Origin of the sequence: Microbacterium sp. SCN 69-37, assembly GCF_001724435.1 — a bacterium.
Taxonomy (GTDB): Bacteria; Actinomycetota; Actinomycetes; order Actinomycetales; family Microbacteriaceae; genus Microbacterium; species Microbacterium laevaniformans.
The window spans coordinates 18,440-29,936 of the sequence record NZ_MEEL01000041.1 but is presented as its reverse complement, the minus strand read 5'-3'; the positions used below and the strand labels follow the sequence as shown (position 1 = coordinate 29,936).

General features: G+C 69.6%; 10 protein-coding genes, 1 tRNA gene and 1 pseudogene. 2 read left to right on the top strand and 10 right to left on the bottom strand.

Translation table 11 applies throughout. The features are described 5' to 3' along the window. From ABS64_RS12155 to ABS64_RS12135, 5 genes and pseudogenes are all read right to left on the bottom strand, one after another. Positions 1-88, bottom strand: a pseudogene (locus tag ABS64_RS12155) (50S ribosomal protein L11); the annotation flags it as partial. 144 nt (positions 89-232) lie between these two features. Then, a complete protein-coding gene (nusG, locus tag ABS64_RS12150; RefSeq protein ID WP_061682606.1) occupies positions 233-1,231 on the bottom strand; it encodes a transcription termination/antitermination protein NusG in 999 nt (332 codons plus the stop codon). 53 nt (positions 1,232-1,284) lie between these two features. Next, positions 1,285-1,548, bottom strand: a complete 264-nt coding sequence (secE, locus tag ABS64_RS12145; RefSeq protein WP_167626531.1) for a preprotein translocase subunit SecE — start codon at positions 1,546-1,548, stop codon at positions 1,285-1,287. Positions 1,549-1,644: 96 nt separating this feature from the next. Continuing rightward, positions 1,645-1,717: transfer RNA gene (locus tag ABS64_RS12140), tRNA-Trp, on the bottom strand. A gap of 131 nt (positions 1,718-1,848) precedes the next feature. After that, positions 1,849-2,283 carry a pyridoxamine 5'-phosphate oxidase family protein gene (locus ABS64_RS12135; RefSeq protein WP_005050000.1) on the bottom strand — a complete coding sequence of 145 codons (435 nt, stop codon included), beginning with the start codon at positions 2,281-2,283 and terminating at the stop codon, positions 1,849-1,851. A gap of 99 nt (positions 2,284-2,382) precedes the next feature. Between ABS64_RS12135 and ABS64_RS12130 the strand changes: the two genes are divergently transcribed. Both ABS64_RS12130 and ABS64_RS12125 read left to right on the top strand, forming a co-directional pair. Continuing rightward, positions 2,383-3,066, top strand: a complete 684-nt coding sequence (locus ABS64_RS12130) for an ATP-binding protein (RefSeq protein WP_292683819.1) — start codon at positions 2,383-2,385, stop codon at positions 3,064-3,066. Continuing rightward, the gene (locus ABS64_RS12125) at positions 2,991-4,781 is read left to right on the top strand and encodes a hypothetical protein (RefSeq protein WP_292683817.1); all 1,791 of its coding nucleotides are present in this window, start codon (positions 2,991-2,993) and stop codon (positions 4,779-4,781) included. Before ABS64_RS12130 ends, ABS64_RS12125 begins: the two co-directional genes overlap by 76 nt. Before the next feature lie 22 nt (positions 4,782-4,803). Here ABS64_RS12125 and ABS64_RS12120 read toward each other — a convergent pair whose 3' ends face one another. Genes ABS64_RS12120 through ABS64_RS12100 form a run of 5 tightly spaced genes read right to left on the bottom strand, consistent with a single transcriptional unit; the run spans position 4,804 to position 11,464 of the window. After that, positions 4,804-6,168 carry an NAD-dependent succinate-semialdehyde dehydrogenase gene (locus ABS64_RS12120; RefSeq protein WP_292683815.1) on the bottom strand — a complete coding sequence of 455 codons (1,365 nt, stop codon included), beginning with the start codon at positions 6,166-6,168 and terminating at the stop codon, positions 4,804-4,806. Between the two features lie 52 nt (positions 6,169-6,220). Then, entirely contained in the window at positions 6,221-7,675 is a 1,455-nt protein-coding gene (locus ABS64_RS12115; RefSeq protein ID WP_292683813.1) for an NAD-dependent succinate-semialdehyde dehydrogenase, read from the bottom strand. Next, complete coding sequence (locus ABS64_RS12110; protein ID WP_292683811.1) at positions 7,672-9,225, bottom strand: APC family permease; 1,554 nt, start codon at positions 9,223-9,225, stop codon at positions 7,672-7,674. Before ABS64_RS12110 ends, ABS64_RS12115 begins: the two co-directional genes overlap by 4 nt. After that, the gene (locus tag ABS64_RS12105) at positions 9,222-10,106 is read right to left on the bottom strand and encodes a universal stress protein (protein WP_292683809.1); all 885 of its coding nucleotides are present in this window, start codon (positions 10,104-10,106) and stop codon (positions 9,222-9,224) included. The genes ABS64_RS12110 and ABS64_RS12105 overlap by 4 nt, the downstream gene beginning before the upstream one ends. Then, the gene (locus ABS64_RS12100) at positions 10,103-11,464 is read right to left on the bottom strand and encodes an NAD(P)/FAD-dependent oxidoreductase (protein WP_292683807.1); all 1,362 of its coding nucleotides are present in this window, start codon (positions 11,462-11,464) and stop codon (positions 10,103-10,105) included. The genes ABS64_RS12105 and ABS64_RS12100 overlap by 4 nt, the downstream gene beginning before the upstream one ends. Between the last annotated feature and the right edge of the window lie 33 nt (positions 11,465-11,497).

Sequence of the window (11,497 nt, the reverse complement as noted above, 5' to 3'; positions counted from 1 at the left end):
GCGCGGGGCCGATCGGCGGCGCCGGGTTGGCGGCACCGGCGTTGATCTGAAGCTTGATCAGGCCGGTCACCTTCTTCTTCGGTGCCATTCTCTTTCCTTCTGTCGAGCGCACGTCGGCCGGAGCCTCGGGGCGCGCTTCCACACGATCGGCGGACCCGAAAGGTGGTGGGGATGTCGCGCGACGCGCGCGCAACCTGATGATTCTACCGGATGCCGCGGCATCCGGTATGGATCACTGCTTGGTGACCTGGTCGAACGACAGCTCGACCGGCGTCTCACGCTCGAAGAGGGAGACGAGCACGGTGAGCTTGCCGCTCTCGGGCTTGATCTCGCTGATCGAACCGGGCAGGCCCGCGAACGAGCCTTCCTTGATCGTGATGGTCTCGCCGATCTCGAAGTCGACCTCGGTGATGACGCTGCGCGCGGGAGCCGACGCCCCCTTGCCCGCGCCGCCCTTGACGGGGGCCGTCTCGGTGACCTGGACGAGCGACTTCAGCATGTTGAAGGCTTCTTCGAACCGCAGCGGCGTCGGGTTGTGTGCGTTGCCGACGAACCCGGTGACACCCGGCGTGTGGCGCACGACCGACCACGTGTCCTCGTTGAGCTCCATACGCACCAGGACGTAGCCCGGGATGCGCACGCGGTTGACCATCTTGCGCTGGCCGTTCTTGATCTCGACGACGTCCTCCATCGGGACCTCGACCTGATAGATGTCCTCTTCGACCTCGAGCGAGTTCTTGCGCTGCTCGATGTTGGCCTTCACCTTGCGCTCGAAGCCCGCGTAGGAGTGGATGACGTACCACTTGCCCGGCAGCGAACGCAGGTCGGCGCGGAAGGCCTCGTAGGGGTCTTCCGGAGCCGCGTCGGGCTCGCCGTTCACGTCGGGACCGTCGTACGGCGCGATCTCCTCGGCGGCGTGGGCGGCGGCCTCGGCCTCCTCCTCGGCGAGCGCGTCGGTGAGCACCTCTGCGGCAGCCTCGGCCTCGGCGGCCTCGTCGATCTCGAGTGCGTCGTTCACGATGGCGTCTGCCTCCGGGTCGTCGATGTCGATGTCTTCGTCTTCGCCCTCGGCGTCGTCTTCATCGTCGACGACGTGCACGGCGAGGTGCTCTGCAGGCTCCGAGGACAGCTCCTCGGCGGCGAGGATGTTGCCTTCCTGCGCCTCGTCGTCCTCGCTGGACTGCTCGGCGGCAGTGGCCCAGTCGACGTCGTCGGTGTACTTCTCAGACACGTATGTCCTCTTCCCTCGGGGGTCGTGCGGTGACAGCTCGGGCGTCGGCTGGATCAGCTCGGCACGCCGAAGACGACCTGCACCACCCAGGTGAAGAGCAAGTCGAGGCTGTACACGACGGCCATCATCACGACGACGAAGCCGAGAACGACACCGGTGAACTTCAGCAGCTCCTGGCGGGTCGGCGTGACCACCTTGCGGAGTTCGCCGAAGACCTGGCGGATGAAGAGCGCGATCCGCTGGAAGAAGTTCAGCTTCTTCTCACGGGGCGTGCCGCCTGCTGCGACGACCTCGCCGTGCGCCTCTTCCTGGACCATGTACCCACCCATGTGACGTGCTCGGACGTGCTCGGACTTGCTTTCCACACCGGCGTGAACCGGCGCGACCTGCGGTGTCAGCTGATCGCTGACGCGCAGGGCGGACAGGAATCGAACCTGCAACCTGCGGTTTTGGAGACCGCTGCTCTGCCAATTGAGCTACCGCCCTAGAGATCGTGAGATCCCGGGGTGAAGACCGCTTCCCTGCCCGAACGTCACGCGAAGCGCGGGCACGGCGAAAGAATGCAGACTTCAACTGCACTGTCCAGTGTACGTCATGCCATCTGGACGCGCGAACCGTCAGTACTGCTGCACCCCGTAGCGGTCGGGTTCGGGTCCCCTGCGGAAGTCTCGGCCCGACACGGATGCCGCGCGTACCCGGACGTAGTTGTACTTCACCGTGGGGATCCAGGGCCGAAGGCCCAGCTCGTCGGCGGCACGGACCTCGTCGGCGGTGGTGAGTCGGTGCGCGTGCCCGCGGATCACGACGCTCCAGGCATCGGTGTCGCTGTACTCGTCGACCTCGAACAGGACGTCGTCGTTGATCGCCAGCTCGGTCAGTTTGCTGCCCTCCGCGGTGCGGAACACCACGCTGTCGCCGTCGACGATGTAGTTCACGGGGAAGATGTCCAGCACGGCGCCGACGTGGGTCACCAGCCGCCCGAGCTCCTGTTCCGCGAGCCGTTGCCAACACTGCCGGTCATCGAGGAAGCTGACCGCATCCGAGGTGTCCATGGCCACATCCTGCTCCGCTCGCGCGTACAGCGCCACCCCCGCGCGCCGGGCAAATTCTCGAATAGCCTGGACAGGTCCCCCGACGCTCCACACCGAGGTATGACGCTGAACGAGAACGCCGCCGCCCATCAGTTCCAGGTCGACCTGCGCGGAGTCATCGACCTGCTCAGCCGGCACATCTACTCCGGCCCCCGGGTGTACCTGCGCGAGCTGCTGCAGAACGCGGTCGACGCGATCAGCGCCCGCCGCAGCATCGACGGCAGAGGCGGTCGGGTGCGGATCACACCGGTCAGCGCGGCATCCGACGAGTTCGTCCTGCGTGACGACGGCGTGGGCCTGACCGCAGCCGAGGTCGCCGACCTCCTCGCCACCGTCGGACGCAGCTCGAAACGCGACATCTTCGACCTGCCGCGCGGGGGCTACCTGGGGCAGTTCGGCATCGGGATGCTGTCGTGCTTCATGGTCTGCGACACCATCGTCATCCGCTCCCGCAGCGCGGTCACCGGCGAAGCCGTGGAGTGGATGGGACACTCCGACGGCACGTTCCGCGTCGGCCCGTGCACGCAGGACATCCCCGTCGGCACGAGCGTGCACCTGACCCCACGCTCCGAGACGCGGGCACTGGTCGAGACGGCGACGGTGCGCGAGCTCGCCGAGACGTTCGCCGCCTATCTGCCGGTGACGAGTACAGCCACTGCGACGCCTGCGTGCGCAGTCAGTTCGCCGGCTTCTTCGCCGAGACGGGACGCGAGGACGACGCCATCCGTCTGGTGCAGGAGATGATCGACGGCGGGTTCTCGTGCGGCGAGGAGCCCGAGCACGCCCTCGCCCGCACTCTTCTGCCCTCCCTGCGCGCCGGCATGCTCGACCAGGCGCGCGCCGCGCATCTGCGCAGCTACCGGCTCGCCAAGGACAACCCGGCCAACCTCGCGATCATCGCCGACAACGTCGTCTTCTGCGCGGTGACGGGCAACGAGGCCCGCGCCCTGGCGCTGGTGGAGAAGCACCTGCCCTGGCTCGTCCACGACGGGCTGGATGCCGCCGCGCACGAGACCGCTCTCGCATCGTTCGCGGTGGGTCTGGACGCGGTGGCCGCCGCCGGCCACCCCGACACGCCGGTGCGCGGATCCGATGCCGAAGAGCTCGTCACGCTGTTCGGCTCCCACGAGGGAGCGTGGACGGCATCCGCGCTCGCCAGCCGCGCGTGGGCACTCGCCGACACGATCGCCGCGGCGTTCGACGTGCGCAACGGCACCGACGCGCACCGGCTCGCCCTCGCCCTGCCGCGGGTGCAGCACGAGCTCGACGCGCTCGGTGACGGCCATCCCCTCGAGCGCGCCGATCTGCTGTCGACGCTCGCGATCGGCCGGATGTGGGCGGGCGCGCACGCCGACGCCGTGGAACGCGCCCGCGCCGCGGCCGCCCTGTTCGCCGGAGCCGGCGACACCCGCCGGGCCCACGGGATGCGCCTGCTGGAGGCCGACGCCCTCTCAGCCGACGAAGACCCGACCGGCGCCTCCGGCCTGCTGGACACGCTGCTCGGCGACCCGGACCTGGAAGACCGGCGCCGCGTGCGCGTGCTCGCGACGCGGGCCCGGCTCCACGGCGTCGCCGAGGCGTTCGCCGCGGGCGCGGCGGCGGCCGATGAGGCGGCGCGGGTCGCGGTGTCGATCGGTGTGGACGATGCGATGGTCTCGGAGATGTTCCTGCTGGCGGCCATGCTGCACGAGGACGACGGACAGCCGGCCGGCGCGGTGAGCCGCTACCGGGTCGCGGCGGAGCGGCGCGACGCGGTGGGTCTGCCCAGCGTCGACGTGCGCTTCCGCCAGGGCCGCGCGATGCTGGCCGCCGGCTACGCCGCCGAAGCGGTCGACACGCTCAACGACGTGCTGCGCGAAGCGAGCGAGAGCGGCGTGGAGCCGGGATCGCGCGCCCTGACCGCGGTGCTGCTGGCCCAGGCGCTGCACGCCGCCGAGGAGTACGGCAACGCCGTCGGCGCGTGGGCGTACGCGGCCGTCGGCCTCGTCCGCGGCAACGAGGACGAAGTGGGACTGCTCGCCGACGGCCTGCACGTGCTCGCGCAGGCGCATCAGCAGCGCGGCGACGAGGAGGCGGTGACGCTCATCGACGAAGCGCTGGAGCTCGGCCGTCGGCACGAGGCGACGTGGTTCGTGGCCGACGTCCTCGACACGCGCGCCCGGCTGCTCGTCGGTCAGGGACGGACGGATGCCGCCGTGGCCACCGCGCTGCAGGCCGCGGACACGTTCGCGGATGCCGGCGACCCGGCATCCGCCGGAGCGTCCGAGCTGTTGGCGGCGCGGGTGCTGCGCGAAGCCGAGCGCGCCGACGACGCCGTCGCGCTCTACCGCGCGGCGTTCGAGCACGCGAGCGACGCGGACCCGCTGCGGCAGGCCGTCGCGCTCGAGCTCGGCGACCTGCTCGAGGCGCTCGGGCGCCACGGCGAGGCCGCGGACGTCCGCACAGTGCTGCCGGCCTGAGCCGGCCGGCAGCACCGGCACGTCAGCCGGCGATGCGGATGAGCTTCTTGTTGACGAATTCCTCGGCGGCCAGCAGCCCCATCTCGCGTCCGGTGCCGCTGCGCTTGATGCCGCCGAAGGGCAGCTCGGGCGAGTCGGCGAGGACGATGTTGACGTAGACCATGCCGGCGTCGATGCGATCGGCGATGCGTTCCGCCTGCTCCTCGTCGGTGGTGAAGACGTAGGAGCCCAGACCGAACTCGGTGCCGTTGGCGATCTCGATCGCCTCGTCCTCGCCGCTGACCCGATAGACGACGCCGACGGGTCCGAAGAACTCCTCGCGATACGCGTCCATGTCGGCCGTCACACCCGTGATCACCGTGCCGGGGAAGAACGCCCCGTCGCGCGAGCCCCCCGTGACGACGGTCGCTCCCTGCGCGACGGCGCGATCGACCTGGTCCTGCAGCCGCTCGGCGGCGGCGAGCGAGGAGAGCGGCCCCAGCACGGTGTCCTCGGCGAACGGATCGCCGACCTTCGCCGCGTCCATCGCGGCGGCGAACTTCTCGACGAAGCCGTCGTAGAGGTCGTCGGCGACGAGGAAACGCTTGGCGCCGTTGCAGGACTGCCCGTTGTTGTCCAGGCGTGCGTCCACGGCAGCCTGCACCGCCGCGTCGAGGTCGTCGGTCGACAGCAGGATGAACGGGTCGGAGCCGCCCAGCTCCAGAACGACCTTCTTGAGGTTGCGCCCCGCGATCTCGGCGACGGCGGCTCCCGCGCGCTCGCTGCCGGTCACCGAGACGCCGTGCACACGCCGATCGGCGATGACCTCGGCGGCCTGATCGTTGGTCAGACGGACATCGACGTACGCGCCGACGGGGAAGCCCGCATCGGCGTAGATCTGGGCGATCGCGGCGGCCGACTGGGGGCACTGCGGCGCATGCTTGAGCAGGATGGTGTTGCCGATCGCAAGGTTCGGCGCCGCGAAGCGCGCGACCTGGTAGTACGGGAAGTTCCACGGCATGATGCCCAGAAGCACGCCCAGAGGCGAGCGGCGGATCACCGCGGTGCCCTCCCCGAGGATGTCGATGGGCCGGTCGCCGGTGATCTCGTCGATGTGATCGGCGTAGAACTCCGTGATGTCGGCGGCGAAGTCGACCTCACCCTCGGCCGCAGCGAGCGGTTTGCCCATCTCCCGCACGATGATCCCGGCCAGCTCGTCGCGGCGCTCGCGATGCAGTTCGGCGACCCGGCGCAGCAGGGCCGCACGCTCCGCCGGCGTGGACGTGCGTCCCCATGTCTGTGCCGCCTCGTGCGCGGCGGCGACGGCGGCCTCGACCTCGTCGGCCGTGAAGTCGGGGTAGGTGGCGAGCGTCTCGCCGGTGGCGGGGTTCACAACCGCATACGTCATCGTCGTTCTCCGTTCGTGTCGACTGAGTGTCGGGTGGCGTCAGGGGCAGGGATCAGGCGGGGATCAGCGTGTACTTGGTCGAGAGGAACTCGTGGATGCCTTCGAGGCCCCCCTCACGGCCCACGCCCGACTGCTTCACGCCGCCGAACGGCGCCGCCGCGTTGGAGACGACGCCCGCGTTCAGGCCCATCATGCCGGTTTCCAGACGGTCGATCATCCGCATGCCGCGCGCGAGATCCTCGGTGAAGACGTAGGACACCAGACCGTACTCCGTGTCGTTGGCGAGGCGCACGGCCTCCTCCTCGTCTCCGAACGTGGCGATCGCCAGCACAGGGCCGAAGATCTCCTCGCGGAGGATGTCGCTGCCGCCGGCCACGTCCGTGATCACGGTGGGCTCGAAGAACGTCCCCGGGCCATCGATGGCCGATCCGCCGGTGAGCAGGCGTGCACCGCGCGCGACGGCATCCGTGACGAGGGCCGCGCTCCCCTCGACGGCCTTGCGGTCGATGAGCGGACCGATCTGCACGCCCTCCTCGGTTCCCCGTCCCACGCGCATCGCGTTCACGCGTTCGGTCACCCGGCGCGCGAACTCGTCGGCGACCGACGTGTGCACGATGAAGCGGTTGGCGGCGGTGCAGGCCTGGCCGATGTTGCGGAACTTCGCGAGCATCGCGCCGTCGACGGCCTTGTCGAGGTCGGCGTCGTCGAACACGACGAACGGCGCATTGCCGCCGAGTTCCATGGACACGCGCAGGACGCCTTCGGCCGCCTGGGCGATCAGCTTCTTGCCCACCGGCGTCGAGCCCGTGAACGAGAGCTTGCGCAGGCGCGGGTCGGCGATGATCGGCGCCGACAGGGCGCCGGAGTGCGTCGTGGTCACGACGTTGACGACTCCGGCGGGCAGCCCCGCCTCGACGAGCAGTCCGACGAACGCGAGCGTCGTCAGCGGCGTCAGCTCGGCCGGCTTGATGACCACCGTGCAGCCGGCGGCGAGCGCCGGGGCGATCTTGCGGGTGGCCATCGCGAGCGGGAAGTTCCACGGGGTGATGAAGAAGCACGGTCCGACGGGGCGCTGGCTGACGATCATGCGTCCCGTGCCCTCGGGGTTCGAGCCGAACCGGCCCGAGATGCGCACCGCCTCCTCGCTGAACCAGCGCAGGAACTCGCCGCCGTAGGTGATCTCGCCGCGCGCCTCCGCGAGAGGCTTGCCCATCTCGAGGGTCATCAGCAGGGCGATCTCGTCGGCGCGCTCCATCAGCAGGTCGAATGCCCGCCGGAGGATGTCGCTGCGGCGCCGCGGCGCGGTCGCCGCCCACTCCTCCTGAGCCGCGACCGCCGCGTCCAGGGCGCGGATGCCGTCTTCGGGCGACGCGTCGGCGATCTCGACCAGGGTCTCACCAGTCGCGGGATCGACGACGGGGAAGGTGCCGGCCGAGCCGGCGACCCACTCGCCGCCGATGAACAGCCCGCGGGGAACCTTCTCGAGCAGTGCGCTTTGCGTGATCAACGTGCGGCCTCCTTCAGGCGACGGGTGCTGGCAGGGGCGTCCGTGGCGAGGGTCTCGCCGCGGAAGAACGCGGGACGTGTCACCGACTGCCAGATCATGAGGGCGATACCCACCACGATGATGAGCATGCCGAGGATGAAGACGATCCCGACGCCGCCGACGTTGGCGCCGGAGCCGTACTCGGGTTTCATGGAGTCGATGAGCGTCGTGAAGAACAGGATGCCGAGGATCACGCCGCCCACGAGCGGGAACAGGAACGTGAAGAAGACGGTGCGCACCGAGTCGAACCACTGCTTGCGGAAGTACCAGACGCACGCGAAAGCCGTGATGCCGTAGTAGAAGCAGATCATCATGCCGAGCGTGAGGATCGTGTCCCAGAGGGTGTTCTCACTCACCACGCGCATGACCGCGTAGAACGCGGAGGCGACCACTGCCGACACGATCGTGGCGAAGCCGGGCGTGAAGAAGCGCGGGCTGACCCGCGCGAACGCCGGCGGGAGGGCGCCGTAGTGTCCCATCGACAGGAGCGTGCGCGCCGGTCCCACGAACGTCGACTGCAGCGACGATGCCGACGAGGTGAGCACCGCGAGCGACACGAGGAAGGCGAGTGGCCCGAGGATCGGTCCGGACAGGTGGAAGAACACGTTGCCCTGGATGTCCTCGTTGCCCAGACCCAGCTCCCCCGTGCCGACCCCGGCGTACATGATCATCGCGACGGCCAGCAGAAGGTAGATCGAGACGATCGTCAGCACCGTGATGGTCGCTGCACGACCCGGCGTCCTCTCGGGGTCCTTCGTCTCCTCGTTCATGGTGAGGGTGACGTCCCACCCCCAGAAGATGAAGATCGACAGCGACAGGCCCGCGGCGAACGCGCTGAACGAGCTGACGGCGAACGGGTTGAACCAGCCGATGTCGAACGGCTGGACGTCGAAGCCCTTGCCGCTGACGGCCTCGACGATGGCGGCGATCGCGAAGAAAAGCAGCACGGCGACCTGGAAGGTCACGAGCACGTACTGCAGCTTCTGGGTGGTCTGCATGTCGCGGTAGGAGATGAAGGTGGCCGCGAGCATGAACAGCAGGCAGACGCCCACGTTGATCCACGTGTTCGACGCGAGGTCGGCGATCTCGGCGTTGCCCGTCACCTGCGACAGCAGCAGGAAGAGGAAGTCGACCGCGACGCCGGCCAGGTTCGACAGCACGAGGATCGTGGCGACCACCAGTCCCCACCCGGCCATCCAGCCAACCCACGGTCCGAAGGCGCGCGCCGCCCAGGTGAAGCTGGTGCCGGCATCCGGCATGCGGTTGTTCAGCTCACGGTAGCCGAAGGCGACCAGGAGCATCGGGATGAATCCCACGAGGATGATCGCCGGGATCTGCGCGCCCACCGCGGATGCCGTGGGGCCGACGGCCGCCGTGAACGTGTACGCCGGGGCGATGCAGGAGATCCCGATGACGACGGCGCCGATCAGGCCGATCGTGCCGGCGCTGAGCCCCTTGCTGGAGAGGGCCCCGGTCGTGGAGGCGGCGTCGGTCGTGGAGGGTGTGCTCATCGTCGAGACTCCTCGGAGTGGGTTCGGGGGACGACGATCACCGGCACGGTGATCTCGTGCAGCATCTTCGCCGCGGTCGAGCCGAGGAACAGGCGGCGCGGCTGCGCGAGGCGGCTCGATCCGACGAGCACGAGTTCACCCGGCTGCCAGTCGAGGTAGGACACGGCTTCCTCGATGCTGTCGCCGGCGGCGACCGCGACATCGGTGTGCAGGCCGCCAGGAAGCTCCGCCCGAGCCGCCGCGAGCACCTCATCGGCCTTCGTCGTGCCGGCGAGGCGGATGGCACCCGTGTCGGCGGACGGCGGAAGATCGACCGGCAGCAGGGAGAGCAGTCGGACGGGCACGCCGAGGGTCTCCGCGAGCGCTGCGGTCTCGGCGATGAGGGCGTCGGCCCCGGGCCGCATGCCGATCGCGACCGTCAGCCGGGTGATGCCGGTCTCGGGCGCGATCTTGCGTGCCCCCCGCGGGACGAGGACGACCGGCACATCCGATGAGTGCAGCAGCTCGCTCGTCGTCGAGCCGAGGCGGTGCCGGCCGCGCGAGGCGCCGTCGGCGGCGCCGACCACGATGTACGAGGCACCCAGCTCGTCGGCGATCTCGATGAGGCCCTCGGCGAACGACTCGGCCGGGCGCACATGGGCGTGCGCGACGACGTCGGCGGGGATCCGGTCGATCGCCTGGGCGATCCAGGTCTGCGCCTGCGCGTGCAGGTGCCGTTCGTACCCGGCATCCGGGGGCGTGATGACGCTGCGGTCGGAGCTGGGCAGGATGATCGCGACGTCGAGCACGGAGTCGAGGGCCGCCGCGAGCCGCGCGGCGAACGCGACGGCGTCGCGTCCGGGCTTGGTCGCGGTGTATCCGACGACGACGTGCCCGCTCACGTGTGGACCTCGTCCAGGATCTGCTGCGCCGCGAGGCGCCCCATGCGGATGGCTCCGTCGACGTGCTGGTAGCCGGCGCCGGCCATGTCGCTGCAGGCGAAGTGGATCGGTCCGACGGGGGTGCGCAGGTCGGCCCCGTAACGGTGCAGGCCGCCGAGGTCGAACGATGCCGCGTACGCGCCGCGCGTCCACTCCTCGCTGCCCCAGTCGCTCTCGTAGTAGACGACCGGATCCTTCGCCTCGGGGCCGTAGTAGTGGCTGAGCGACTCGAGGATGCGCTCCTTGCGCTCCTCGGCGCTGAGGCGGAACAGGTCGTCGGCCGTGCGGTCGGAGACGAAGCCCACGAGGGTTCCGCGCTCATCGCCGTGGTTCGTGTTGTCGTAGGCCTCGTGCGAGAGCTCGTAGGGGCTGAACGCCGTGCCCGACAGGCCCTTCTCTCGCCAGAAGGGCGTCTCGTAGACGGCGTGCACCTTGATGACGAAGCCCATCGAGATGTGCTGGTGCATCTGATGCTGCAGACGCGGCAGCGGCGGCACGAACGAGATGCGGTTGTACAGCACCGGCGCGAGCGCCAGGATCGCGTGGCGGGCGCGAACGGTGACACCGTCGGCGACGGCCACGACGCCCTCTCCCTCGGAGTACTCCAGGGTACGCACCGGCTGGCCCAGGAAGACGTCGTCGCCCAGGCGCTCGGCCAACAGCAGCGGCACCTGCTGCAGTCCGCCGACGACGCGCTTGTCGAGGATGAAGTCGGCGTCGACGAGGTTCGTGTAGCTTCCGGCGGATGCCGCCATCAGCAGCGACTGCAGCAGTGAGAAGGAATGGGTCGGCTTCGTGAGCATCGCCGATCCGGTGGGGAAGGCGAGGTTGCGGATGGCCTCGTCGTCATCGGTCTGCTCGCGCAGCCACGCATCCCAGGAGACGGTGTCCCACTGCGCCGCCTGCGGATGGGCCCAGGGGCGGTCGGGGTCGATCTCGGCGACCATCGCGTCGAGGCGTGCGGTGACCTCCGCGATGACCTTCTCGGTCTCGGCGCTGACGGGGAACATCTCACCCGTGTAGCGGTGGGCGACCCCATCGGGGCCGATATAGACGCTGTCGCCGTCGCGGTAGCGGTCGAAGGTCTCCAGACCCAGCTCGACGATGGTCTCCTTGAGCGCGTCCTGATCGGGCGAGACCCACTGGCCGCCGATCTCGAGCATCGCTCCCTCGATCGTGTCGGTCCACAGCCGCCCGCCCACGCGGTCGCGGGCTTCGAGCACGGTGACCGACAGGCCCGCCTTCTTGAGCTGGTTGGCGGCGGTCAATCCCGCCGCACCGGCGCCGATGACGACGACGTCGCGCGTGATCTCGGTCATTGTGTCTCCTCTGTCGTGGATCCGGATGCGTGG

Excerpts from the sequence above, each read along its gene's own strand:
- ABS64_RS12120 (WP_292683815.1), bottom strand. The coding sequence starts at position 6,168 with ATGACGTATGCGGTTGTGAACCCCGCCACCGGCGAGACGCTCGCCACC.
- ABS64_RS12110 (WP_292683811.1), bottom strand. The coding sequence starts at position 9,225 with ATGAGCACACCCTCCACGACCGACGCCGCCTCCACGACCGGGGCCCTC.
- ABS64_RS12130 (WP_292683819.1), top strand. The coding sequence starts at position 2,383 with ATGACGCTGAACGAGAACGCCGCCGCCCATCAGTTCCAGGTCGACCTG.
- secE (WP_167626531.1), bottom strand. The coding sequence starts at position 1,548 with ATGGTCCAGGAAGAGGCGCACGGCGAGGTCGTCGCAGCAGGCGGCACG.
- ABS64_RS12135 (WP_005050000.1), bottom strand. The coding sequence starts at position 2,283 with ATGGACACCTCGGATGCGGTCAGCTTCCTCGATGACCGGCAGTGTTGG.
- ABS64_RS12100 (WP_292683807.1), bottom strand. The coding sequence starts at position 11,464 with ATGACCGAGATCACGCGCGACGTCGTCGTCATCGGCGCCGGTGCGGCG.